The organism is Cyclobacterium sp. L-R (genome assembly GCF_056859355.1).
Genome location: NZ_JBSXOH010000096.1, coordinates 61656 through 86953, shown reverse-complemented (window position 1 = coordinate 86953; position 25298 = coordinate 61656). Strand labels below are relative to the sequence as shown.

At 37.4% G+C, this 25298-nt stretch carries 19 protein-coding genes; 11 read left to right on the top strand and 8 right to left on the bottom strand.

Features of this window, described 5'->3' with window-relative positions; all coding sequences use genetic code 11:
• Positions 1 to 2: 2 nt before the first annotated feature.
• Together lpxD and AC13EX_RS21625 are read right to left on the bottom strand one after the other, a co-directional pair.
• Entirely contained in the window at positions 3 to 1025 is a 1023-nt protein-coding gene (gene lpxD, locus AC13EX_RS21630) for a UDP-3-O-(3-hydroxymyristoyl)glucosamine N-acyltransferase (protein WP_048640740.1), read from the bottom strand.
• A 17-nt stretch (positions 1026 to 1042) separates the two neighbouring features.
• A complete protein-coding gene (locus AC13EX_RS21625; RefSeq protein ID WP_205749801.1) occupies positions 1043 to 2284 on the bottom strand; it encodes an HD domain-containing protein in 1242 nt (413 codons plus the stop codon).
• Between the two features lie 52 nt (positions 2285 to 2336).
• Here AC13EX_RS21625 and porX point away from each other — a divergent pair, with 52 nt between their 5' ends.
• From porX to AC13EX_RS21610, 3 genes are read left to right on the top strand one after another with little or no spacing between them, the layout of a single operon-like run.
• Positions 2337 to 3890 carry a T9SS response regulator signal transducer PorX gene (gene porX / locus AC13EX_RS21620; RefSeq protein ID WP_048640739.1) on the top strand — a complete coding sequence of 518 codons (1554 nt, stop codon included), beginning with the start codon at positions 2337 to 2339 and terminating at the stop codon, positions 3888 to 3890.
• A gap of 7 nt (positions 3891 to 3897) precedes the next feature.
• Positions 3898 to 4326 (top strand): tRNA (adenosine(37)-N6)-threonylcarbamoyltransferase complex ATPase subunit type 1 TsaE, encoded by a 429-nt coding sequence (tsaE, locus tag AC13EX_RS21615; protein WP_048640738.1) that lies wholly within the window; start codon positions 3898 to 3900, stop codon positions 4324 to 4326.
• Entirely contained in the window at positions 4323 to 5543 is a 1221-nt protein-coding gene (locus AC13EX_RS21610; RefSeq protein WP_048640737.1) for an alanine dehydrogenase, read from the top strand. Before tsaE ends, AC13EX_RS21610 begins: the two co-directional genes overlap by 4 nt.
• A gap of 22 nt (positions 5544 to 5565) precedes the next feature.
• Here AC13EX_RS21610 and AC13EX_RS21605 read toward each other — a convergent pair whose 3' ends face one another.
• The gene (locus AC13EX_RS21605) at positions 5566 to 6030 is read right to left on the bottom strand and encodes a response regulator (protein ID WP_048640736.1); all 465 of its coding nucleotides are present in this window, start codon (positions 6028 to 6030) and stop codon (positions 5566 to 5568) included.
• Between the two features lie 258 nt (positions 6031 to 6288).
• Between AC13EX_RS21605 and AC13EX_RS21600 the strand changes: the two genes are divergently transcribed.
• The 5 genes from AC13EX_RS21600 to AC13EX_RS21580 all read left to right on the top strand — a co-directional run bounded on the left by AC13EX_RS21600 (position 6289) and on the right by AC13EX_RS21580 (position 12032).
• Complete coding sequence (locus AC13EX_RS21600; protein ID WP_482894298.1) at positions 6289 to 7398, top strand: ThiF family adenylyltransferase; 1110 nt, start codon at positions 6289 to 6291, stop codon at positions 7396 to 7398.
• Positions 7388 to 8098, top strand: coding sequence for a hypothetical protein (locus AC13EX_RS21595; RefSeq protein WP_048640734.1), 711 nt, complete (start codon positions 7388 to 7390; stop codon positions 8096 to 8098). Before AC13EX_RS21600 ends, AC13EX_RS21595 begins: the two co-directional genes overlap by 11 nt.
• On the top strand, positions 8085 to 10226 hold the full coding sequence (locus AC13EX_RS21590) for a 7TM diverse intracellular signaling domain-containing protein (protein ID WP_482894297.1): 2142 nt from the start codon (positions 8085 to 8087) through the stop codon (positions 10224 to 10226). The genes AC13EX_RS21595 and AC13EX_RS21590 overlap by 14 nt, the downstream gene beginning before the upstream one ends.
• Positions 10223 to 11311, top strand: a complete 1089-nt coding sequence (locus AC13EX_RS21585) for a hybrid sensor histidine kinase/response regulator (RefSeq protein WP_048640732.1) — start codon at positions 10223 to 10225, stop codon at positions 11309 to 11311. Before AC13EX_RS21590 ends, AC13EX_RS21585 begins: the two co-directional genes overlap by 4 nt.
• Positions 11312 to 11492: 181 nt before the next feature.
• Positions 11493 to 12032, top strand: a complete 540-nt coding sequence (locus AC13EX_RS21580; RefSeq protein ID WP_048640731.1) for an inorganic diphosphatase — start codon at positions 11493 to 11495, stop codon at positions 12030 to 12032.
• A gap of 57 nt (positions 12033 to 12089) precedes the next feature.
• On the opposite strand, the gene AC13EX_RS21575 is transcribed toward AC13EX_RS21580, so the two are convergent.
• The 3 genes from AC13EX_RS21575 to sppA form a co-directional block, all read right to left on the bottom strand.
• The gene (locus AC13EX_RS21575; RefSeq protein WP_482894296.1) at positions 12090 to 14717 is read right to left on the bottom strand and encodes a valine--tRNA ligase; all 2628 of its coding nucleotides are present in this window, start codon (positions 14715 to 14717) and stop codon (positions 12090 to 12092) included.
• A gap of 123 nt (positions 14718 to 14840) precedes the next feature.
• Positions 14841 to 15737: an endonuclease/exonuclease/phosphatase family protein gene (locus tag AC13EX_RS21570; RefSeq protein WP_053086643.1), complete on the bottom strand. Its 897-nt coding sequence runs from the start codon at positions 15735 to 15737 to the stop codon at positions 14841 to 14843.
• A gap of 12 nt (positions 15738 to 15749) precedes the next feature.
• Entirely contained in the window at positions 15750 to 17510 is a 1761-nt protein-coding gene (gene sppA / locus AC13EX_RS21565; RefSeq protein WP_048640729.1) for a signal peptide peptidase SppA, read from the bottom strand.
• A gap of 78 nt (positions 17511 to 17588) precedes the next feature.
• Between sppA and folK the strand changes: the two genes are divergently transcribed.
• A complete protein-coding gene (gene folK / locus AC13EX_RS21560) occupies positions 17589 to 18077 on the top strand; it encodes a 2-amino-4-hydroxy-6-hydroxymethyldihydropteridine diphosphokinase (protein ID WP_482894295.1) in 489 nt (162 codons plus the stop codon).
• 143 nt (positions 18078 to 18220) lie between these two features.
• Here folK and fabD read toward each other — a convergent pair whose 3' ends face one another.
• Entirely contained in the window at positions 18221 to 19099 is an 879-nt protein-coding gene (gene fabD, locus AC13EX_RS21555; RefSeq protein ID WP_048640727.1) for an ACP S-malonyltransferase, read from the bottom strand.
• Positions 19100 to 19350: 251 nt separating this feature from the next.
• A complete protein-coding gene (locus AC13EX_RS21550) occupies positions 19351 to 22125 on the bottom strand; it encodes a T9SS type B sorting domain-containing protein (protein ID WP_482894294.1) in 2775 nt (924 codons plus the stop codon).
• A 494-nt stretch (positions 22126 to 22619) separates the two neighbouring features.
• Between AC13EX_RS21550 and AC13EX_RS21545 the strand changes: the two genes are divergently transcribed.
• A complete protein-coding gene (locus tag AC13EX_RS21545; RefSeq protein WP_048640725.1) occupies positions 22620 to 23303 on the top strand; it encodes a succinate dehydrogenase cytochrome b subunit in 684 nt (227 codons plus the stop codon).
• Between the two features lie 47 nt (positions 23304 to 23350).
• Positions 23351 to 25285 carry a fumarate reductase/succinate dehydrogenase flavoprotein subunit gene (locus tag AC13EX_RS21540; RefSeq protein WP_482894293.1) on the top strand — a complete coding sequence of 645 codons (1935 nt, stop codon included), beginning with the start codon at positions 23351 to 23353 and terminating at the stop codon, positions 25283 to 25285.
• The last annotated feature ends 13 nt before the right edge of the window (positions 25286 to 25298 follow it).

Sequence of the window (25298 nt, the reverse complement as noted above, 5' to 3'; positions counted from 1 at the left end):
ATTTATTGTTTTTTTTCCAGCTCTCTTAATTTGTCCTGAAGTAAAGGCAGTTTTTTGAAAATGGAATAAGATTTTAGGAAAGCTTTTACATCAAAACCTATAAAACCAAATAAAGTGGTTCCTGGTTCAGTTATTGATTTCATTACTCCTGTGTTGCCTCCCACTGTTGTATTATTAGCAAGTTCTATATGTCCTACAATAGATGATTTACCTGCGAGGACACAGTTTTTTCCAATAATAGTGGATCCAGCAACACCTGCTTGCGCAGCAATGACTGTATTTTCTCCAATTGTCACATTGTGTGCAATTTGAACATGATTGTCAATCTTCGCTCCCTTCTTTATAATAGTGGAACCTAAAGTTGCACAATCTACTGTGGAATTTGCGCCAATGCTAATATTGTCTTCTAAGACTACATTTCCTAACTGAGGGACATTACTGTATGTGCCATCTGCTTGAGGTGTAAAGCCAAAGCCATCAGCGCCTAAGATTGTTCCAGCGTGAATTTCACAGTTATTCCCAATCTTAGTTTGGGCATATATTTTAACCCCTGAATGAAAAACACAGTCGTTGCCTATTGTGACATTGTCACCGATATATACTTGCGGATAAATCTTAACATTGTCGCCAATGATACAGTTTTTCCCTACATAGGAAAATGCTCCTAGGTAATATTTTTCACCTATTACACTGTTTTCACCAAAAAAACTCGGTTCTTCTACTCCTTGAGGGTTGGGTTTGGTGAGTTCTGAATAACTTTCCAGTAACTTAGAAAAAGCAGTGTAAGGATCCTTTACCCTGACCAATGTCGTCGAATAAGATTTTTGTGGTACAAAGTCTTCTGAAACGATAATTGCTGAGCAATTAGTAGTGTAAAGGTGTTTCTCGTATTTTAAGTTAGAAAGAAAACCAATGCTGCCAGGTTTCCCTTCTTGGATCTTTTCTAAGGTGTGGATAAGCTGCGAACCATCACCTTCTACAGTTCCATCTAAAAGTTGAGCAATATGATCAATGGTAAATTCCATTAGGTATAAATTAATTTTTACCGTAAAGTTAAATTTTTAGCATGACAAGCATAGTATTTTTTAACAATTTTACTCATTGCTTTTATATTTGGTAAATCTGCAGCCGATGCTACGTCCAATACTTCCCCCTTTTTTGTTAGAATTAAAATTTTATTTTCAGTCAAATAGCCATAGTTGCTGATTTCTCCCTCAGAGAAAAAATAACTTAAATTTTCGTCAGAAACCATTAATTTTTTTTGAACTTTCAATTTTAAAGTTGTCGTTTCCTTAACATCCAAAGGCTGATTGCTAAGGTGGATTTTAAATAAATTTCTAGTCAAAAACATTTTGGAAATTTGACTTAGTACCAAATCGTCTATGTCCTTCCAAAGTTTTATTGCACCCCATACGTCTAAATCATCAAGCTGAGCAAAATCATCCAGCCAAGCAGGTGTTCCGGTACTAGTGTCTTTGGTTAAGTTCTTTGTTAAAAAACCCAAGAATTCAATGGATCCTGGAAGTTGAAAACCTGAACTTCCAAGATGCTTGGCTCTTAAAATCAGGTTAATTAGCATTTTTTCTGCGCAAACAGTTGTCTTGTGTAAATAGACCTGCCAATACATAAGTCTTCTAGCATTCAGAAAATTCTCAATGCTGTAAATGCCTTTTTCTTCGATCACCACTTCATCATTGATGATGGTCATCATTTTAATGATCCTGTCAGCACCGATAGTTCCTTCAGATACTCCTGTAAAAAAACAATCTCTTTGTAAATAATCTAGTCGATCAATATCCAATTGACTAGAGACGAGTTGGTGAAAGAATTTTCTTTCGTAACTTCCAACAAAAATTTTTCTAGCCAGTGAAAGCTGGCCATGAAATTGCTTATTTAATTCGTCAAAAAAGAGCAGTGACAATGTTTCATGGTGCTGGCCTTTTAGTAATATTGATTCTAGAGCATGGGAAAAGGGGCCATGACCGATGTCATGGAGAAGAATAGCAAGTAAAGCAGCTTCGTATTCAATGTCTGAAATTTCAATTCCCTTATTTCGAAGTTGGTCTAAAGTGATGCTCATAAGGTGCATCGCTCCAATGGCATGATGAAACCTAGTATGCAAGGCTCCAGGATATACCATATCTGTCAAACCAAGCTGCTTGATTCTACGTAACCTTTGAAAGTAAGGATGGTCAATGACTGCAAAAATCAGCTCACTTGGAATGTTAATAAACCCGTATACCGGGTCATTTATGATTTTATAACTTTTCAATGTCCTGTTCATAAAGGCAACTTGCCAAAAGTAATTAAAGTAAAAAAGAATTAAACCAATTGATATGCAAAATTTCAAAATATTATGGGCAGACGATGAGATCGATCTCTTAAAACCTCATATTTTATTTCTACAACAAAAAGGTTATGACATTGTTACTGTGAACAGTGGACTTGATGCTGTAGAAAAAGTGGAGGAGGATAATTTTGATGTGATATTTTTAGATGAGATGATGCCGGGCATGACTGGCCTTGAAACCCTACAGCAAATCAAAAGCCTAAAACCACAAATTCCTGTGGTAATGATCACCAAGAGTGAGGAAGAGCATATCATGGATGATGCCATTGGTGGTAAGATTGCTGATTACCTGATTAAGCCCATTAATCCCAATCAAATTTTGCTTTCTGTCAAGAAAATTCTACAGAACAAACAGCTGATAAGTGAGAAGACCAACCTTTCCTATCAGCAGGATTTCAGAAATATAAGTATGGCTTATAATGATGCTATAGATCATGAAGAATGGGCTGATATCTATAAAAAACTTACTTATTGGGAGCTGGAGATAGATGAAACGGAAAACAAAAGCATGCAAGAAGTGCTTGAAACACAAAAAGTGGAAGCCAATGCTAATTTTGCTCGTTTTATAAAAGAAAATTATTTGGATTGGTTAAACGTTCCTAATGTCAGTAAACCTGTATTGTCTCATCAGGTGATGAAAAAGCATGTTTTCCCAAAATTGAATAAAGACAAGCCATTGTTTTTTATTGTGATTGACAATTTAAGATTGGATCAATGGGAAATGATAGAAAACCAGTTAAGGGATTATTTCTTGGTAAAAGAAAATGGAACCTATTATAGTATTTTGCCAACCACCACAGCCTTTTCAAGAAATGCATTGTTTAGTGGAATGATGCCGCTTGAGATGGCGAAATCTCACCCTGACCTATGGGAGGGAGAAGATACTGACGAAGGTAAAAACAACCATGAAGAGGAGTTTTTAAAAGTAAACCTTAAAAAGAACAGGCTCTCTATTCGTTCTAGCTACAATAAAATTTTGCAGACCAACCAAGGTAAGGCAGTATTAGAGCAGTTTCCCAATCTCATGAAAAATGAGTTAAATGTATTGGTTTACAATTTTGTGGACATGATGTCACATGCCAGGACTGATATGAAAATGATCAGAGAGTTGGCCCCTGATGAATCCGCCTATCGTTCTCTAACCATAAGCTGGTTTCTGCACAGTTCTTTATTTGAACTATTCAAGAAAATAAGTGCTGCAGGTGCGGAGGTGATTGTGACTACGGATCATGGTACCAAACGCGTGAATAAACCTTATAAAATCATAGGAGATCGAAACGTTACTACCAATTTGAGGTATAAACAAGGAAAAAACCTTAATTTTGAATCGGGAAAAGTCTTTGAGATCAGCAACCCAGATGAAGCCAGGCTTCCTCGTTTGAATATTTCTTCCAGTTATGTATTTGCTGTAGAAGATTATTTCTTTGCCTATCCAAATAATTACAACTACTACGTAAATTATTATAGGGATACCTTTCAACATGGTGGAGTATCATTGGAAGAAATGATCATCCCTATCGTACATTTGCAGCCAAAATGATTTTCAATTGAAGCGAATACACTGCGATCATATTAGTGAGATTTCTACTACTGCAGAAACAATCATAGACTTGTGCAGGGAATTGAAAGTTTGGGTTTTTCAGGGAGCTATGGGTGCGGGTAAAACCACCCTCATAAAAGCAATCTGTGAAAAACTCAATATTCAGGAATCTGTAAGTAGTCCTACATTTTCTATAGTCAATGAATATACTGATGAGCAGGGAGAGCCTGTATATCATTTTGATTTTTACAGGATAGAAGACCCTGAAGAAGCATTGAATATAGGAGTTGAAGAATATTTTTCCAGTGGAAATTATTGTTTCATTGAATGGGCAGAAAAAATTCCAATGTTTTTGCCTGATAAATTTGCCCTAATTACTATTGAAAGTGATCAGGATGAGAAAAGAACTATCGCTATTAAAACCATCAACCAATGATAGGTAAAACAGGTTTTACCGAAATTGCCGAAGAGCCTCTAGTGTACACTCAGGAATCCATGGACCGATTGAAAAAGAAAGGTCCTCCGATTTTGATTGGGATTCCCAAAGAAACTGCAGATCAAGAAAAGCGAGTGGTTCTAACACCTGAAGCAGTAGCTTTATTGGTGAACAATGGGCAGCGGGTAATCGTAGAAGCCAATGCTGGTAAGTTATCCAAGTTTTCTGACAAGGATTATTCTGATGCGGGAGCTAAGGTGGTGTATACCAGTGAAGAGGCTTTTGATGCTGAGGTGGTGCTGAAGGTTGAGCCACCTTCTGAAGAAGAGATAGGTTATATGCGCCAAGGTTCTTGTTTGATTTCTGCTCTGCAACTAGGTAAGCAGAAGGCTGCTTTTATTCAGCAATTGAATAAGAGGAAAATTACAGCAGTGGCTTTTGAAAACCTGGAAGACAAGGTGGGAGGCATGCCTGTAGTCAGGGCAATGAGTGAAATAGCCGGTAGTACAGTAATGCTCGTTGCAGCAGAATACCTGAACAGTGTGAATGATGGTAAAGGTCTGATTTTAGGAGGGATTACCGGAGTTCCACCTACTCAGGTTGTAATAATTGGTGCAGGAACTGTAGCAGAATATGCTGCACGAACAGCTTTAGGTCTTGGTGCCAATATCAAGATTTTTGATAACCAAATTTATAAATTAAGAAGAATTAAGCAAGTTCTTGGGCAGCAAGTATTTACCTCAACCATCGATAATTTTGTGTTGGGCCAGGCATTAAAAGAGTCGGATGTGGTTATTGGAGCATTGAGGGCGGAGAAAGGCAGGTCTAAAATAGTTGTGTTTGAGGAGATGGTCTCCCAAATGATGGAAGGTAGCGTCATTATAGATGTAAGCATTGATCAAGGCGGGTGCATAGAGACTGCCGAGATGACCAGTCACAATCAACCCGTGTATAAAAAACATGGGGTTATCCATTACTGTGTGCCAAATATCGCATCAAGGGTTTCAAGAACAGCCTCCTATTCTCTAAGTAATATTTTCACACCTATTCTGCTTCAAATGGCGGATATAGGAGGCCCTGAGGAAATGGTATTTAACTACAAATGGTTTATGAAAGGTGTCTATACTTATAGAGGTAGCCTTACAAATGCACACTTGGCCCGTAAATTTCAGATGGCACACAAAGAACTGCAGCTATTGCTGGCTGCTAGATATTAAAGACACCAACAATTAAGTGGATTTAAGAAAGTAGATTTTGCCTTAAGAGAAATTCCAATTGATCGTTTGCTTTAAGCAAGCTATCGGTTAGTTGTTTGTTTTCTTTTCTAAGCGAAAAAACCTCAAAAGCATTTTTTACTACAGTTCTTAGATAGTCTTCTTCCCAGGGTTTTGTTAGATAATGATATACCTTCCCTTTATTAATAGCGTCTATTACTGCCTGTATATCAGTGTAGCCAGTTAAAAGAATACGCATAGGGTCAGGATGCATAGGAATAATTGATTCTAAAAAGTCTACCCCGTTTTCTTTGGGCATTCTTTGATCAGTAATGATAATATCAATGTCTTCCTGAAGCAAAATGTCCCTACCTTCATCAGCAGAGTCTGCTAAAAAAATTTTGTAATCTCTTCTAAAAGTGGCCTTAAACGCTTTCAAGTTATTGACCTCATCATCCACATAGAGGATTCTGATCTTATATTTTTCCATACCTTAAATTTCGAAATACCACGATAAATTCCAAAAAATCGAAAACTGAATTTTAATTTTAAGCAAAAAATCGCTCTTTTTCAAATATAATTCACTAGTTTAAACTTAATAAATTTTTATTCAAAAGTTTATTCTATAAATTAATGAATTAACACTTGAAATGCAAAAATTGTTAAATTAATTCTTCTCACTTGATTGTTTGTAACAACAAAAATATAACTTTACTTACATAATCACCTTTTTTAGTTATTAATATTTATGGAAAACTCAATTAAGAATAATGAGTTTAGTCAGGCTTATAGGCCTGTTTTGTTCTTTCCCAAAAATGAAAAGGACAGAAATGACCTCAAAAAGCTTAAAGAAACTGGTAAGGTAATGTTTTTCGACACTTTTGATTTGCAACTTACCGAGCTTATTAAATCTCAAAACCCTAAGAGAAAATTATCTCATGAAGAGACCGTAGAGAAAAAAATAGAATTCTATTCCAATTCGGATGTGCCAGAATCTGAAAATGGTGTGTGGGTTTATTATCCATGGAGAAATACTGTAGTTCGAATTTTGGAGAAAAAGGATTTTGTAAGTTTACGAACACTGCGGAATAGATACAAAATTACCGATGAAGAACAAGAAATGCTTCAGAATAAAATCATCGGTATTATAGGTTTGTCAGTTGGTCAAAGTGTTGCTTTAAGTCTGGCGATGGAAAGATGTTTTGGAGAACTCAGAATTGCAGATTTTGACACCTTGGACTTGACTAACATGAACCGAATAAGAACTGGTATTTACAATATTGGTTTGAAGAAGTCATGGATTGTTGCAAGAGAAATTGCTGAAATAGACCCTTATTTGAAAGTTACCTTATATAATGAGGGGATTATTGAGGATAATATCAATGATTTTTTTAACTTAAACGGAAAAATGGATTTGCTTATTGAAGAATGTGATAGTTTACCAATTAAGCTATTGAGTAGAATCAAAGCAAAGGCACTTAAAATACCTGTAATGATGGATACAAGTGACCGTGGAATGATCGATATCGAAAGGTTTGATTTGGAGCCTGAAAGATCAATTTTCCATGGACTATTGAGTGAGTTTGGTCCCGAAGAGGAACTGATGACTAAAATTCAGAGCAGTGCCAAAGAGATAATGATGTCATTGTTGCAATTTGACAGCCTTTCTCCAAGAGTAAAATTTAGTTTTTCAGAGCTGGGAAAGACCATTACTTCATGGCCTCAGCTCGCATCCTCTGTATTTTTGGGTGGGGCAGCTTGTTGTCACTATGCAAGGCTGTTGCTCTTGAATCAAAAGGTTGATTCAGGAAGGTTTTATGTTGATTTGGACAAGATAATCAATTTTAATGAAAGTTAGAGTTAGGATAGTTAGGGCAATTGATGATGTCGATGCTACCGAAAAATACATTTTTGGGCACCATAAGGTTCTGGAATCTTATGGAATTACCAAGGTTACATCTGCCGATAGATCATGGGCTTTAAATCCCCATGTGTATTTAATTCTTTTTGAGTCAATGGATGATCAAAGGATACTAGGTGGAGGTAGAATTCAACTTAGAACAAGCAATTTCCCCTTGCCTTTTGAATTGGCAATCAAGGAAATTGACCCTAAAATTGAAACGTATCTAGAAGAATTTGACGACTTGGAAGTAGCCGAATATTGTGGCTTGTGGAATAGTCGGGAAGTGGCCGGGTATGGCATAGGGAGTATTTATTTGGTTAGGGTTGGAATAGCTATTCTTCCCCAGTTAAATTTGAAGAAACTTTTTGGCTTGAGTTCACCAGTTACATTGAGTATTTCCAAAAGTGTAGGTTATGAAGTTATATCTGTATTGGGGGATAAGGGTTCATTTTATTATCCTAAAGAAGGGTTGATAGCTACAGCTTTAGAGATTAATGATATAGAAGAGTTGTCAAAAGCACAGGAAGCTGAAAGAAACTATATTTTTGAGTTAAGGAATAAAATTAATTTTAATACTGTAGAAAGTGGACCAAAAGGGAAAATGGAATTACAGTTTGAACTTCAAATCCCAAAGCCCGAAAATGAAAAACAATAAGTCTTATTTTAAATATGCCGCTTTAACTATTATTTTATTTATGGTTGTCATTTTGCCAATCATTTATTTTTTAGGAATGTTAAGGCAGTCGGATGATTTAAGGTTTAATAATTTCACTTATTTCCTGGGGGACAATGATTCAATTGAAGATACTCTTTTACCAGATGATTTCAGTTCAACGGCTATAGGCGGGATGGATCTCGGCGTTATTGATAAAGATTTATTTGTGAAGATTGATCTCAAAGATTTTAGTGATTTAAAAAAGGACAGTGTTTATGTATTAGAAATCAGTAACCCCTCATTTAGAGTGGTAGAATTGTTTAGGTTTGATACCCAGGGCAAACTTGTTTCCCAAGAAATGGCTGGAATAGTGGAAGGTAATCAAACCTTAATAAATCCTAACCCGTATTTTAATATTGATCTCGGTAGTGACCTGAGTACTTCATTGGTTTTAAGGGTAGAATCTAAGGTTCCCTTAAAATTTGAGGCATTTCTTTATCCATACTCCTCGTTTTTTCAAAATTACAGTTTACGTTTGATAATCGTAAGTGCCTACTTTGGAATAATGGTTGCGCTTTTTTTATATAATCTCATATTGTACTTTTCAGTAAAGGACAGGGTTTATTTATTCTATTGTTTTTATATTTTATTTATCGCTCTGGCTCAGCTATCTATATCAGGGCATTCATTCTTTTTGCTCCAGGAAAATGTCTTCCTCTACGAGATAAGTATAATAGGTTTTACCGCACTGTCGAGTATTTTCGTAATCCCTTTTATCCAGCTTTTTCTAAAGACAGATGTTTATGTTCCTAAATATGAAAAATACCTTTTCCTTATTCCCCTGTCCTATGTGATTACTTTGGTGCTTAGGCTGATGGGTATGATAGAGATTAGCTATTCCATGATGGATTTAAATGGGCTAATTCTTTCTATTTGCTTTTTCACCATAGGGATAATTGCTGCTAAGAGAGGTTTCAGATCTGCGTATTTCTTTTTGTTGGCGTGGAGCTTTTTATTGATAGGACTTGTTGTGTATATACTTCACAATCTTATGATTATTAATTTGGGGTCCTATGCCAATGCTCCACTGCTTGCTGGAACAGCAATTGAAGCTCTTTTGCTTTCCTTTGCACTGGCCGATAAGATTAATATTCTTAAAAAAGAAAAGGAAGTAGAGCAGATGGATAAGCTGGAAGCTGTTAAAGAAAATGAAAGATTAATTAAGGAGCAAAACGTGTATTTGGAGGAAATGGTTAAATCCAGGACTGAAGAATTGGAACTGACCTTGAAAAATCTTCAAAATACACAAACACAATTAGTTAACCAGGAAAAAATGGCTTCTTTGGGTCAGTTGACTGCTGGAATTGCTCATGAGATCAATAATCCCATTAATTTTGTAAGCTCAAATATTTCTCCACTAAAACGGGATTTAAAAGACATATTAGAGCTGATGGACGTTTACCGGGAGAAGGGTAAAATGGAGTTTACGGAAGAAACCAAAGAGGAGATTGAAGAAATGGAGGAGGATATTGAGTTTGAATACGTTTTAGAGGAAGTGGAACAATTGCTTAATGGGATGGAAGACGGAGCAAGGCGGACAGTGGAAATAGTTCGTGGTCTTAAATTGTTCTCTAGAGTGGATGAACAAGACGTAAAAGAAGTGGATTTACGTGAGGGGCTGGATAGTACATTAATCTTGCTTAATAGTACTATTAATGGGAGAATTAAACTGAATAAAAATTATGAGGAGGTTCCAATGGTGGAATGCCTTGCAGGAAAGATTAATCAAGTTTTTATGAATATAATAAGTAATGCCATTCATGCATTACTTGATCATCCAATTGAAGATCGGGAACCTGAACTTACAATTAATACTTTTTTGAAGGATGGTATGGTCATGATTCAAATTAAAGACAATGGAATTGGGATGCCTGATCATGTGAAGGAAAAGATTTTTGATCCATTTTTCACAACCAAAGCAGTTGGTAAAGGAACTGGTTTAGGGCTTTCTATAGTGTACACCATTATCATTGAAAACCATAAGGGTACTTTAAAGGTGGATTCTGAAGAGAATGTGGGGACAGTTTTTCAAATTGGATTACCAATTAATCAAAAGAATAGGACATGACGAAGAGGATCGATGTGTTGTACATTGATGATGAGGATAATAATCTGAATTCTTTCAAGGCAGCATTGAGGAAAGAGTTTAAAGTCAAAACAGCAATTGATGCTGAAGATGGATTGATTCTTGCAAGAAACAATGAATTTCAGGTAGTCATTGCTGATCAAAGAATGCCTGGCATGACAGGTGTGGAATTTTTTGAAAAACTTGTTGAAATTAACCCTGATCCGATTCGAATTCTTTTAACCGGTTATTCTGATATTTCAAGTGTCATTGATGCAATCAATAGGGGAGAAGTATATCGATTTATTGACAAACCATGGAATTTAGAGCAGATTAAAAATGCTATACTAAACGCTGCGGAGATCTATTATGCTAGAAAAGAGCTGAAAGAAAAAAACAACAGACTACAAAAGCTGCATTCGGAAATGAATCAGTTTGTTTACAGTTTGTCTCATGAATTACGTGGTCCTTTGATGAGTATTTCTGGAATATCCAAATTAGCTAAAATGGAGGTGACAGATCCTGGGATGATGGAATATTTTGACATGATAGATTCAGCCACTTTAAAACTGGATGATTTTATCTACAAAATGCTGGATTTTTATAGATCTACCAAGATTGAAAATAAAGTAGTAGCCATTAATTTTCAAGAAATTCTCAATCAATTACTTGATGAATACCGCTTGAAATGGGACCTTGATGAAATAAAAATTTCTTTAACCATAACGCAAGAAGATGTGTTTCATTCTGATGAATCTAAGATCAGAGTGATTTTAAATAATTTGTTTAGCAATGCGTTTAAGTTTCAGAAGGATGATTCTGGAAAATGGATTAAAATAAATATTGAAGTTAATTCTGCAGGTGCCATGATAGAGGTCTCTGATAACGGTATAGGGATAGAAGAGAGGCATAAAGAAGATGTTTTCAATTTGTTTCACCGAGCTACTCAAAGGAATGTAGGTTCTGGATTGGGCCTGTATATGGTGAAAGAATCAATAGAACAGCTCAACGGAAATGTGATTCTTAATTCAGAACCTGGAGTTGGTACCAAAGTTCACGTACATCTACCTGATTTGTTGGAACTTTGAGTATGAAAATCCTTTTTAGTAGGGGGATTATTAAGTATTAAAAATACTAACGTTCCCAATTATCTATTGTATGGAATGTAGGAATATACTTAAATCCTATTAATATTCTCCAAAATTCTTTGTTGAGATATAAAATGGAGGTAATTTGCAACATTAATTTTATTAATAAAAAAGTTTTTTTATGATTAATCCTTGGCATGATGTGAGTATAGGCCCAGACTCACCCGATTACGTAACAGGAGTAATAGAAATTCCCAAAGGAAGTAAAGGTAAGTATGAACTTGATAAAAAATCAGGTATGCTGCTTTTGGATCGCGTACTGTTTTCTGCAGTGCATTACCCTGCCAATTACGGCTTTATTCCCCAGACATTTTGTGATGATCATGATCCTCTAGACATATTGATTATATCCCAAATAGATATACCTTCAATGACCTTAGTTAAAGCGAAAGTTATTGGAGTTATGCGAATGATTGATGGAGGGGAAGCAGATGATAAGATTATAGCTGTAGCAGCTGATGATCAATCCGTGAATTATTATGAAGACATTTCCGAGTTACCTCCTCACCTTATGAAGGAAACACATCGCTTTTTTGAGGATTATAAAAAACTTGAAAACAAAGAAGTGAAAGTGGAAGATTTTCTTGGTAAAGAAGATGCGAAACGAATTATTAATGAGGCGATTGAACTCTACGATAAAACCTTTAGAACAGTAAAATAAAGGAATTAAGCCCGGATTGTAGTATAGTATAACTATTCTATAATCCGGGCTTAATTTTTAACCTAGTTTTTTAATATTGTCTTCCAAAGCTTTGACTTTGGACATTGCATCCTCCATTTTTTTCTTCTCTCTGGATACTACTGCTTCTGGTGCAGAGTTTACAAACTTCTCATTTTCCAGTTTTTTGGACACAGCCTTTAAAAATCCTAAGTTATAATCCAATTCCTTTTGAAGGTTTTCTCTTTCTTGTTCAAGGTCAATCTTCTCATTCAAAGGAATGAAAAACTCATCCGATTTTACAACGAAACTAACTGCATTTTCTACATTGTCACCAAAACTAATGCTGTTAATGTTCGCAAGTTTTGATATAATAGCTTCGTATTTGGTGTACAAAACTTGATCTTTAGTATGAATGGTAAGTTCAAAAGCCTCCTTAGGAGAAATACCTTTTGATGCCCTTACATTTCTTATCTGTGATACTATTTCAAAGATTTTTGAAGCCTCATCAATGGTTTTTGTGTCAAAAGAACCAGATTGTGGCCAATCCGTTAACATTATTGCTTCGCCATCCTTCCTCTTAGCTAATTGTTGCCAGAGTTCCTCGGTAATAAAAGGCATAAATGGATGTAAAACCTTCATCAGGTTTTCAAATAGGACAATTGATTTTTCTTTTGTCTCCCTGTCAATGGGGGCTTGGTATTCAGGTTTAACCATTTCCAGGTACCAAGAACAGAAGTCATCCCATATCAATTTGTATATCGCCATCAATGCGTCTGAAATCCGGAACTTATCGAAATGGTCAGAGATCTCTGCTAAGGATTGGTTGAATCGATTTTCAAACCAATCTATCGCTGTCAAGTTGGTTCTTTCCGCAACTTCGGTTACTTCCCATCCATCAATTAACCTATAGGCGTTCCAAATTTTGTTGGAAAAGTTTCGTCCTTGCTCTACTAACTTTTCGTCATAAGGAAGATCATTACCGGCAGGACTACTGAATAGCATGCCTGTTCTAACTCCATCCGCACCATATTTCTCGATCAAAGCCAGAGGGTCTGGAGAATTCCCGAGTGATTTGGACATTTTTCTTCCCAATTTATCCCTAACAATCCCTGTCAGGTATACATTTTGAAACGGTTTCTCTCCAGTGTATTCATAGCCTGCAATAATCATTCTGGCCACCCAGAAAAACAATATCTCTGGAGCTGTTACCAAATCATTGGTAGGGTAGTAATAGGCAAGATCTTCATTTTTGTTACCTGTCTTTAAGAAATCAGGATCAAAAACTGAGATGGGCCATAACCAAGAAGAGAACCAAGTATCCAAAACATCCTCATCTTGCCTTAGGTCTTCCGCAGTGAAGTTTCCCTCATGGTTTTGATTGGCTAAGCTTATCGCTTCCTCAATTGTAGCGGCAACTACATACTCTCCATTTGGAAGATAAAAAGCAGGTATACGATGCCCCCACCATAGCTGTCGTGAAATGCACCAATCTCGCACATTTTCCATCCAGCTTTTATACATATTTTTAAATTTTGGCGGAAAAAGCTTAACACTATCATCCATAACTGCTTTTAAAGCAGGTTGAGTGATTTCTTCCATGGCCATAAACCATTGCATGGACAATTTAGGCTCAATTACTGCATCAGTCCGTTCTGAGTGCCCTACATTGGAAGTATAGGCCTCTTCTTTTTCTAATAATGAGACCTCTTTTAGTAATTTTACAATCTTTTTTCTTGCAACAAATCGGTCTTCACCTACCAATAGCTGTGCTTTTTCATTTAAGGTACCATCATCGCTTAGAATGTCAATGACTTCTAAATTATGCCTGATGCCAATTTCATAATCATTTATATCATGAGCAGGGGTGATTTTCAAACAACCAGTACCGAATTCCATGTCTACATAGTCGTCTTCTATGATAGGGATGGCTTTATTGATCAAAGGAATGATTGCCTTTTTTCCTTTCAGATGAGTAAAACGAGGATCTTCAGGATGAATACATATGGCCACATCAGCCATAATGGTTTCCGGCCTGGTGGTGGCGATGGTTAGGTATTCGTCTTCACCTTCAATTTTATATTTGATATAATAGAGCTTTGAAGCAATTTCCTTGAAAAGGACTTCATCGTCAGATAATGCAGTGCGACCTTTTGGATCCCAGTTTACCATCCTGATTCCTCTGTAAATTTTACCTTTTTTGTGAAGGTCAACAAATACATTGATCACCGCGTCACTAAGGTCCTTATCCATTGTGAAGCGAGTCCTTTCCCAGTCACAAGATGCACCAAGTTTTTTTAGTTGTTCAAGGATTATTCCCCCATATTTTTCTTTCCATTCCCAGGCATGGGTCAGAAAGGTTTCTCTATTTAGGGATTTTTTTTCTATTCCTTGTTCCTTCAACATCGCCACGACCTTTGCTTCAGTCGCAATGGATGCATGATCAGTACCAGGTACCCAGCAAGCATTCTTCCCCTCCATTCTAGCCTTACGGATTAGAATGTCTTGAATGGTATTGTTGAGCATATGCCCCATATGGAGCACTCCTGTCACGTTAGGAGGGGGGATCACTATGGAGTAAGGTTCTTTATTAGGGTCTGGTTCGGAATGAAACATTCCATGATCCATCCAATATTGATACCATTTTGATTCAATGTTCGAGGGTGTATATTTGCTAGGTAGTGCCATTATCTATTCAATTTGAGGTGCAAAAATAATACAATTATACTTTTTGGCGCACCTTTAAGAAAAGGATTGCCAAAAGATATGTTTTTTTGCAAGAGGAGAGTTAAGGAATTAAAAGAAGTTCGTTTATTTATTTAGCTGAACTTTTACCATTACAGGGAAATGATCTGAAGGGTATTTTTTTCCGTAATTGTCTGAAAGAGTGCCGTGATGAAGTGTTTTCACTTTGTCGTTGACAAAAATATAGTCAATTCTTTTTTCCGGAAGGATGTCCCATTTAAACCCTGTGAAAGTACCCAATGGGCCATATGAAGGAAGTTTGGATTCTTTTTTGCTGTCTTTCATTAGGTCTCCCTTTGTTATTTCATGGTAAGCAGGATTGTCGTCTTCTATATTAAAATCTCCAGTAAGAATACACGGAAGATTTTGCTTATTAATCGATTTGATTTTTTGGATTACCAACTTGCTGCTTTCCTCTCTAGCTTTTTGACCTCTATGATCATAATGAACATTAAAAACATAAAATTCCTGCCCTTCTTGGGTTTTGAATTTACCCCAAGAGCAAATTCTGTTTAATGAAGCATCCCAACCTTTTGAAGGTTTCTCAGGGGTGGGAGATAACCAAAAGCTATTTTGCTCCAGTAGTGTGAATTTTTTAGGGTTGTAAAAAACTGCGCTAAACTCTCCTTCCTTTTCGCCAGTATTCCTTCCCACACCAATATAAGGGAAGTCCAAACCCTCCTTGATCATTTCAAGTTGGTTGAATAGTCCTTCTTGAGTTCCTATGATATCCATTTCATGAAAACGGATAAGATTAATTAAATGTGGTGCTCGATCTTCCCACAAATTACCCTCATCACTTGAATTGGCATAACGGATATTATATGTAGCAATTTTATAGGTCTCCTGGGCCATTATTGCTGGGGCCTGAAAAAGGGTAAACATTAAGAGAATTACCTGGAGTTTTAAGCCTGAAAGTTTGAAATTAGACACTTTAAATTCTGAAAAGTTAAAATTATTCATTGTTACAGTTAATTATTTTATCTCTGATTGAAAAGGTAATAGAACCATTCTTCCTTCTAATTTTTCGAGTTTTTCAATGGTTTTAAAAATCTCGTAAGAATAGCCCATTTTGATACGTTGATAAGTGCTTTGTACATCACTACTCATATCCTCCATTAACTGTTCTAAAATGCTCTTTTGCTTTGGGTAAACCACTAATCTGTAATCTTCCTCAATTCCGGCTTTTTTAGCAGCAATTTCTATGGCATCGTCAAAATCTCCAAGCACGTCTACCAAGCCATTTTCTTTGGCTTTTTTGCCGGACCAAACTCTGCCTCCTGCGATGGCTAAAACTTGCTCCCTGCTCATGTTTCTGCCTTCAGAAACCCTGCTTATAAAAGTATCATAACCTTCTTCAACCTTTTTTTGCATAATGGCTTTTTCTGCTTCGGGAATGGATTTGGTAGGATCGAGCAAGTTTGAATAGGTGCCTGTTTTGACCTCATCCGTAGTGATTCCTAGTTTGTTGTTTAATAATCCTTTGGCATTGAACCATAGTCCGAAAATACCTATAGATCCAGTAATGGTATTGGGATAGGCCACTATGGTGTCCGCTGGGGCGGCGATGTAATACCCTCCGGATGCAGCATAGTTGGACATGGATGCGATCAAAGGTTTTGCTTTTTGGGCTTCCGAAAGTTCCCTCCAGATTACCTCAGAAGCGACAACAGATCCACCTGGAGAATTGATCCTTATTACGATGGCTTTAACGTCCTTGTTTTTTCTTGCTTTCCTGATTTCTTTTAAAAAGCGTTCAGAGCTAATTTGATCCAAGGCTTCGCCACTTACTATTTCCCCATCTGCAATTATCAGAGCAATGGTGTTTGGAGAGAGCCTGTTTTTTGACGTGGCAGATTGATTGATTCCATTAATTCCTATACTATTGATTTCGTCTTCATCTTCTTCAAGTCCCAGTTTTTCCTTTAGGCGTGCCTTTACCTGATCATCGTACCAAAGTCCATCAATCAGGTCTAAATCCATGGCGTCTTGAGGCTTTCTTACCAACATGCTGTCATTTATCTGTCCAACCTCTTCAATCCCCAGACCTCGGCTATTGGCAACTTGCTCAATCATAACCGTATTCATGTCATTTAAATAGGTCATGGTTTGCAGGCGGTTTTCTTCACTCATTTTGTCTAAAATGAAGGGCTCAATGGCACTTTTAAATTCACCTACCCTAAAAATTACTGGTTCGATCTCCAACTTTTCAAACAGCCCCTTAAAAAATATGGGCGCACTGGAAAATCCGTTAAATTCAATGTCCCCTATTGGGTTGAGGTAAATTTCATCTGCTACAGAACTAAGAAAATATCCCGGCTCTGAATAGTATTCTGAATAAGAAATAATAAATTTTCCGCTTTCCTTAAATTCACTTAGGGCATTTCTGATTTCCAAGATATGGGCTTGTCCAGCAGTAAGCATTCCGCTTTCAAGATAAATACCCTTAATGTCATCGTTTTCTTCAGCCGTTCGGATGGCTTTTATTATTTGATTAAGCCCTACAGTGGTGGTCTTCCCCAGGTAAGGTAGTGGTGGTAAGCCAATATCATCGTCAGGGGCGCTTTCTACAATAGGTATACCGTTAAGTTTTATATGTAAAACTGAATTTTCCTCAATTGTCGCTTGGTCACCACTTGAACTTATTGCTATTATCCCAGCTAATATAAAAAAACCAGCTACCCAGAAAATTAGCAATCCAACAATGACAGCCAATACATTGCTCAAAAATTTCATATCTTTATCCTCTTTTTATAATGTTCAAAATTAACTTATTTTTCACAAAACTGTTGATTTTGATTTAATTAATTCTTTATGCACCAGGTGGTATTGAGCTTAGGCGGAAATATGGGAGATAGGCTTTCTTTGTTAAATAATGCAAGGGAACTACTTACCCGACAGATGAAATTGGAAAGAGCGTCAACAATATATCAAACAGCAGCTTGGGGAGGGAATTCGCATGGAGCGTATCTCAATCAGGTACTTGTTTTGAATACGGCTATGGGGGCTGAAGATTGCCTAAATTATATTCAACAAATAGAAAATCAATTGGGTAGACAACGGATTATGAAGTGGGGAGACAGAACCATGGATATAGATATTCTATATTTTGATGATGAAATAATTAATACCGAAAGATTGAAAGTGCCTCACCCTTATTTGATAGATAGAAACTTCGTATTGGTGCCTTTGGCTGAAGTTTTGCCTGACTTTGTACATCCACAGATGGGAAAGTCATCCATGGTTTTGATGGAGGAATGTGAGGATAGCTTGAAGGTCAAACAATGGACTGATTTGGATTAAGAGCCAACATTGTTCTTGGTGTCGACTACCAAAAATATGACTCGTTTTTGGGTTAACAAAAAAAGGAGCATAGTCTAAACTATACTCCTTTCTGTACTTTTTGATTTCTTTACGTAACAGTAGGGCCATTACATATTTTAATTTTAATCGAGCGATTTGGTCTCAGCTTCTTTATTGATCTTTTTCACTAAACCTTGCAATACTTTTCCTGGGCCACACTCTATAAATAAAGTCGATCCATCCTTGATCATGTTTTGTACAGATTGTGTCCATTTTACAGGAGCTGTAAGCTGTTCAATTAGATTTTCCTTGATCGCATTGACCTCACTAACGGCAGTAGTGCTTACATTTTGATATACAGGACAAATTGGATCAGAAAAGGTGGTGGAATTGATTGCCGCTTCTAGTTTAAGTTTGGCAGGTTCCATCAATGGAGAGTGGAAGGCGCCACCTACAGGCAATGGCAAGGCACGCTTGGCACCGGCTTCTTTTAGTTTTTCGCAGGCGATCTGAATGCCCTCTAAGCTACCGGAGATAACCAACTGTCCAGGACAGTTGTAATTGGCAGGTACTACTACATGACCTTCTATGGAAGCGCAAATTTCTTCCACTTTCTCATCGGCTAGTCCAAGGATTGCTGCCATTGTAGATGGGTTGATTTCACAAGCCTCCTGCATGGCCAAAGCTCTTTGGTGAACCAGTTTTAAAGCATCTTCGAATTTCAGTGCTTTGTTGGCTACTAAGGCGGAAAACTCTCCTAAAGAATGTCCCGCTACCATGTCAGGATGAAAATCAGGTGCCGTTAAGGCGGCTATAGCAGAATGAAGGAAAACGGCTGGTTGGGTTACATTTGTTTGCTTTAACGCTTCTGGGGTACCATCAAACATGATGTCTGTAATACGGAAACCAAGAATTTCATTGGCCTGATCAAATAGCTTTTTGGCTTCTGAACTGCTCTCATAAAGTGACTTTCCCATACCTGGGAATTGGGCTCCTTGGCCCGGAAACATATAGGCTACCATTTTTATTGCTTCAAGTTTTAAATAAAGCCTCAAAGATAAGCAAAAAAATGAGTAGGCTCAATTATTTGTATAGTGGCCTTTTAACCCGGATTATGTAATAGAATGTCTATTGCATATTTCGGGTTTAAGAAAACAGGTTGGGATTTAATTCAAAGAAAAGGAAATTTTTGGGTGGGAATTAAAGACCATTGAATAAAGCCAAGGATATCTTATAGCTTTATTCAATGGTCTTTTGATTTTTTAACTTGTTTTTATTTCAAAAGTTGGATGGTGCCTTTAATTTTCTTCTGTCGCTGTGTTTCATCCAGGACATCGAATATGACAATTGCTTCATAGTAATAGGTGCTTGCTGGAAGTTCATTCCCATTTAGATCTTTTCCATCCCAATTGATGTAAATATTGTTCTCGGAAGCTTGTTTGCTATTGTAATCATGAACCAATCCTCCCCATCTGTTGTAAATCTTTATGGCTACAGCCTCAACAAATCTAGGACATTTGGCATAAGGGTTGTCAAATGCTTGGAAAGTTTCATTGACATTGTCTCCATTTGGTGTAAATACATTAGGTAATTCGTAGTAAGGACAATTGTCAATGCAAACAATATTGCTTGGCTCGCTTTCATTTCCTGATCGGTCAATGGCTGTGATGTAATAGCAGCCTTTTAAATCAGTTAGGCCTTCTATTCTGGTTTCATTGTTTATTACAGATACATCTTTAACAAAATTGAAAGTGCCTTCTTCTCCAGTTTCTGAGAAATAGATTTTATATCCATTCAACTCGGTATCACAGTTTCCTGAAAAGTCGGGTACCCAACTAAGGTCATGATAGAAGTCGCTGAAGTTACATGGCTTGTCGGCTAAAAAAGCCTCGCATTCAGGTCCTTCATAGGAAAGTACCGGAGGGCAAGGTAATCTGTCATCATCAGGTTTTGCACATACGATTTGAGATTTGTTCGCCAAAGGATATTCCAATATATCTAAATTGTAATCCCCATTTGTAACCACATAATAGCAATACTCTTTGTCGGTATCCAAAGGAATGCCATTGTGACTTCCATCATCAAGAAATACAAATCCTTGCTGGGTAACATCCACCTGACCTATTAGGACAAAATTGTCAACTTCATTGGCGTCCGGATCTGTTCTGTTCCTATAGATAAGATGCGGGTATTTGTCAACTTCATTGTTCCAGGAAACCGTAAAGTCCCATTTTAACTCAATGGCTTCGTTGATGATCGTTGGTTCTAGACGAACAGAGGATGCTGTATTTGAGGAGTCAGTCTTTATTCCTTGAGACAATAGAACTACCTGGTAATTGTAAACCAAATTCTCCGTGTTGAGATTGGTGTCGGTAAACAATGTATCACTCGTGGTAATTATTGAAGTGCGGTCATTTGCTCCTGTGAACCCTTGACTTCTTATTAGTTCATAGGTGTATGGCCCAGGGTACAATTGCGTGTCAATGTCATAAGGAGGGGTCCATTTCACTAAAATTTCACCCTCATCAGTGCTGGTTTTCTCTACACTCACATTGGTGATAAGAGGCACATCAACGTCTATAGTGATGCAAATTTCGTTAGACACATAACTCTCCCCACTTCTCGGGGCTGGAAAGGCTGCTACTAATCGGTAACAGTAGGTATTTCCAGGACTTAATCCCATGTTGTCATTGTTGTCCAAAAAGTCTACTTTATCCATTGATGTGGTGCCCACTAGCTCATATCCTGATCTGATTCCAGTTTCACAAGAGTCGGGTTGGTAGTTGTCGCTATTGATCCTTCTCCATACCTGCATGGTTTCAGCCGTGTTGGCACAGGTATAGGGATCCCATTCTAATTTTACTGAACGGCCTTGTTGTTGCTCAATACTAAATGGACTTGGAGGTGGAGCTACTACAGTAATGTTCCATGTTTTAATGTCAATCAATGAGGGTCCTGAATCAGGGTCATCTGCTATTCTTACCCTTACTTGATAGGTTCTAGCTCTGACATGATTGCAAACCGTCTGCCATCTAAAACTGACCACACCTGGTGAAGATTGAAATATGGAAATAGGGTTGTAACTCGCTGGAGATGAAGTGATTTCAATTGGGTCTCCAAAAACTTCAATTAAAATAGGGTCCCCATCCGGGTCCATACCTTGGAAGATTTCTGTAATTTCAGTTCCTGCTTCTACACAAATGTCATCAGGCATTATCAATTCTGGCCTGCGGTTGTCCGTGTTTTCAATAATGATCTGCATGTCCCGCAAAACATAGCCAATTCTGGTCCATTCACCAGCTACCATGCGCCACTCTTCTATTCGAAAAGCTATATTGTATTGACCGGCAATACCAGGAGCATCCCAAATCAAATCCCCGGTAATAGGGTCCAATTCCAATATTGCTGGTGTAGAACCATCTTGTTTGGTAAAGCTAAATTCACCTGAAGCAGGACTTCTATAGTTGTTTACTTGTCGCTGAAAGGCTTGCTTAGGGATGTCTAGCACATAAGCCAAGCTGTCTCCATCAGGGTCATAAGCTCCAGGGTTATGGATATAGGTCTGATTTACAGCCCCATTGTCTACAGGAGCTATTGTGAGGACCGGTGAGTTATTGACACCTAAAAAGGGGTCAATATTTATCATAGTTTCAATATAAAACGGAGTGTCTACAGACTGGTCCATGTTCAGCGTATTGGCATTCCTGTTGAACTCCATAAACCGAATGGTGTAATTTCCAGGGCCCTGGTAAGTATGGGTGATTACAAAAGTGTTTTTTTCAATGTCATTCCCTAGATTTTCAGTACTAGTAATGTCACTTTCGGTATTGAGTACCTCAACTCTTCCATCTCCAAAATCAATTTCTCCAGGACCAAAAACCACAGAAGACCTTGTGTCGGTATACCCTACTACAGTGATTTTATAAGTCAATGTTTGAGTAGACACCCTTTCGGCAATGATTTCTCCTGCTCGAATGTGGGTGGCCTGGGAAGAGGCTGAAACTAGCATTAATGCCATCAAGCCCAAAAGAAAATAGCAATATTTCATATTATGATTAATTTCAGCGCGTTGTATTATTCAGGTTTATAGGGAATTAGTTCCAATACCATTAAGGTGTAGCGGTTCAACCCCCTTCTCATAGGAACAAAACGTTTTTATTTTTTCAATGGTTACCCTAAATTATATCTTTATAGTGAATTTTTCATTCTCTATACTGTTTAATTATAGTATGTATTGTTATAAAACCTTCTCAAAAGTGTTTTTAAATCTAAACTACATGGTATTTGAGCGATTTAGTGAGCCTTCAAATTCTAAACAAAATTACTTTCATGTCAAATGAACTTTTTTTTTTTAAGTTCATAGGCTGAACGCCAGAACAAAAAGGGAATAGCCTAGTTTAAACATTCAGAAGCTAATTTTATTTGGGTTTATTTAGAACTAATTAAAATAAGATGATTGACAGTTGATTGATTGTTTGCTATCGATTACAAATGTAAATTTGGCGTCAATATAAAGATCAAACCGTAATAACGAAAAATTATATGAGTTGGGTATCTAAAACCTTAAATAGTACGCTGGGCAGAAAATTATTAATGGCCCTGACGGGATTATTTCTTATTTTGTTTCTGGTAGTTCACCTTGCGGGGAACTTGCAATTAATCATTCCAGACGGAGGAAAATCCTTTAACATTTACGCTGAGACAATGGCCTCGAATCCATTGATCAGAATTGTTTCAATTTTAAACTTCGGTTTTATTCTTCTTCATGCGGTCTATGCCGTTATCCTTACCAAGCACAACAAAAAATCAAGACCGATTGGTTATGCCGTAAGTAAAGCTTCAGAGAATAGCTCTTGGAGTTCTAGAAGTATGGGTATTCTCGGAACTTTGATTTTGATTTTTATCCTGGTTCACTTGAGAGGTTTTTGGTATGAGTTAAAGTTTGGTGAAGTGCCAATTGCTACCTATGATGGTGTGAGTTACAAAGATAGCTTTGCCATTGTATCAGCGGCCTACCAAAACATCTTTTATGTAATTTTCTATGTTGTAAGTATGGGGATATTGGCATTTCACTTATCCCACGGTTTTGCCAGTGCTTTTCAAACTTTAGGAATTAATCATAAGAAATACACCCCTTTTATCAAAAAATTAGGATTGGCATTTGCCATTATAGTACCAGCATTATTTGCATTGATTCCCATTGTGATGTTTATTCAGGGAAGCTAAGGAGACTAAAATTCAAGAAATTAAAGGGAAATTAAATTTGAATATTGATGAAACTTGATTCAAAAATACCCAATGGTCCTTTGGCTGAAAAATGGACCAACCATAAGTTTAATGTGAAATTGGTCAATCCGGCCAATAAAAGAAAATACAATATTATAGTAGTAGGTACTGGCTTGGCTGGAGCTTCTGCTGCAGCCTCACTTGCTGAGTTGGGTTATAATGTTCAGGCTTTCTGTTTTCAGGATAGCCCAAGAAGAGCACACTCAATAGCCGCTCAGGGAGGTATCAATGCTGCTAAGAATTATCAAAATGACGGTGATTCTGTTTACCGATTGTTTTATGACACCATAAAAGGTGGCGATTATCGTTCAAGAGAAGCTAATGTTTATCGTTTGGCGCAGGTATCTGTCAATATTATTGATCAGTGCGTGGCCCAAGGAGTTCCTTTTGCAAGAGAATACGGTGGTTTGCTTGCCAACCGTTCCTTCGGTGGTGCTCAGGTTTCCCGTACATTCTATGCAAGGGGCCAAACTGGGCAACAATTACTATTGGGAGCCTATTCGGCACTAAGTCGACAGGTAGCCAATGGTAAGGTGAAGTTATATCCTCGTACAGAAATGATGGATGTAGTGACCGTCGATGGCAAAGCCAAAGGAATTGTTACAAGGAATCTGATTACAGGAGCGATTGAGTCTCATAGTGGAGATGCTGTCTTACTTTGTACAGGAGGTTATGGGAATGTGTTTTTCCTTTCAACCAACGCTATGGGATCAAATGTTACCGCTGCCTGGAGAGCACATAAAAAAGGAGCTTACTTTAGCAACCCTTGTTATACACAGATACACCCTACTTGTATTCCGGTTTCCGGGGATCATCAGTCGAAGTTAACCCTTATGTCAGAGTCCTTAAGGAACGATGGCAGGGTATGGGTACCTAAGACGGTAGAGATGGCTGAAAAGTTAAGGAAAAAGGAAATAGCACCTAAAGACATTAAAGATGAGGACAGAGACTATTACCTTGAAACAAAATACCCTTCTTTTGGTAATTTAGTACCTAGGGATGTTGCTTCTCGTAATGCGAAGTACGTTTGTGATGAAGGAAGAGGTGTAAACGAAACAGGCGAAGCAGTATTCCTGGACTTCAGAGACGCCATTTTACGTGATGGAGAAGATGCGGTAAAAGGCAAATATGGTAACCTGTTTGATATGTATGAGAAGATCACAGGAGAAAATCCATACAAAACACCGATGAAAATATACCCAGCTGTTCACTACACTATGGGCGGTCTTTGGGTAGATTATAATCTAATGACAAATGTGTCAGGATTGTACGCACTTGGTGAAGCCAATTTCTCCGATCACGGAGCCAATAGATTGGGAGCTTCTGCACTTATGCAAGGTTTAGCTGACGGTTATTTTGTTATACCTTACACGCTAGGTGATTATTTGGCTGGAATTCCAAATGAAAAGGTTTCGGTTGATCATCCTGAGTTCAAAAAGTGTGAGGATGAAGTAAAAGCGAAAATCCAGAAATTATTAAGTATCAATGGTAATAGAACAGTAGATCATTTCCATAAAAAATTGGGTAAGATCATGTGGAACCATTGTGGAATGGCTAGAAATGCTGCCGGACTTACCAAAGCCAAAGAATTGATCAAAGAATTGAAAAAGGAATTCTGGTCGGATGTGAAAGTTTTGGGTACAGGAGAAGAGCTTAACCTTTCTTTAGAAAAAGCACACAGAGTGGCAGATTTTCTAGAATTGGGAGAGTTAATGGTGGTTGATGCGCTTCATAGAGAAGAGTCTTGTGGCGGTCACTTTAGAGATGAACACCAAACGCCAGAGGGCGAAGCTTTGAGGGACGATGAAAATTTCGCCTATGTAGCTGCTTGGGAGTATGCAGGAGAAGGGAAAGAAGAAGTCTTGAATAAAGAGGAGCTTGTTTTTGAAAATGTTAAGCTTACACAGAGAAGCTACAAATAATTGATTGAACCTA

Excerpts from the sequence above, each read along its gene's own strand:
- AC13EX_RS21585 (WP_048640732.1), top strand. The coding sequence starts at position 10,223 with ATGACGAAGAGGATCGATGTGTTGTACATTGATGATGAGGATAATAAT.
- AC13EX_RS21575 (WP_482894296.1), bottom strand. The coding sequence starts at position 14,717 with ATGGCACTACCTAGCAAATATACACCCTCGAACATTGAATCAAAATGG.
- porX (WP_048640739.1), top strand. The coding sequence starts at position 2,337 with ATGCAAAATTTCAAAATATTATGGGCAGACGATGAGATCGATCTCTTA.
- AC13EX_RS21610 (WP_048640737.1), top strand. The coding sequence starts at position 4,323 with ATGATAGGTAAAACAGGTTTTACCGAAATTGCCGAAGAGCCTCTAGTG.
- sppA (WP_048640729.1), bottom strand. The coding sequence starts at position 17,510 with ATGAAATTTTTGAGCAATGTATTGGCTGTCATTGTTGGATTGCTAATT.
- lpxD (WP_048640740.1), bottom strand. The coding sequence starts at position 1,025 with ATGGAATTTACCATTGATCATATTGCTCAACTTTTAGATGGAACTGTA.
- AC13EX_RS21600 (WP_482894298.1), top strand. The coding sequence starts at position 6,289 with ATGGAAAACTCAATTAAGAATAATGAGTTTAGTCAGGCTTATAGGCCT.
- AC13EX_RS21580 (WP_048640731.1), top strand. The coding sequence starts at position 11,493 with ATGATTAATCCTTGGCATGATGTGAGTATAGGCCCAGACTCACCCGAT.
- AC13EX_RS21570 (WP_053086643.1), bottom strand. The coding sequence starts at position 15,737 with ATGAATAATTTTAACTTTTCAGAATTTAAAGTGTCTAATTTCAAACTT.
- AC13EX_RS21605 (WP_048640736.1), bottom strand. The coding sequence starts at position 6,030 with ATGGAAAAATATAAGATCAGAATCCTCTATGTGGATGATGAGGTCAAT.
- AC13EX_RS21595 (WP_048640734.1), top strand. The coding sequence starts at position 7,388 with ATGAAAGTTAGAGTTAGGATAGTTAGGGCAATTGATGATGTCGATGCT.
- fabD (WP_048640727.1), bottom strand. The coding sequence starts at position 19,099 with ATGGTAGCCTATATGTTTCCGGGCCAAGGAGCCCAATTCCCAGGTATG.
- AC13EX_RS21590 (WP_482894297.1), top strand. The coding sequence starts at position 8,085 with ATGAAAAACAATAAGTCTTATTTTAAATATGCCGCTTTAACTATTATT.
- AC13EX_RS21545 (WP_048640725.1), top strand. The coding sequence starts at position 22,620 with ATGAGTTGGGTATCTAAAACCTTAAATAGTACGCTGGGCAGAAAATTA.
- folK (WP_482894295.1), top strand. The coding sequence starts at position 17,589 with ATGCACCAGGTGGTATTGAGCTTAGGCGGAAATATGGGAGATAGGCTT.
- AC13EX_RS21625 (WP_205749801.1), bottom strand. The coding sequence starts at position 2,284 with ATGAACAGGACATTGAAAAGTTATAAAATCATAAATGACCCGGTATAC.
- AC13EX_RS21540 (WP_482894293.1), top strand. The coding sequence starts at position 23,351 with ATGAAACTTGATTCAAAAATACCCAATGGTCCTTTGGCTGAAAAATGG.
- AC13EX_RS21550 (WP_482894294.1), bottom strand. The coding sequence starts at position 22,125 with ATGAAATATTGCTATTTTCTTTTGGGCTTGATGGCATTAATGCTAGTT.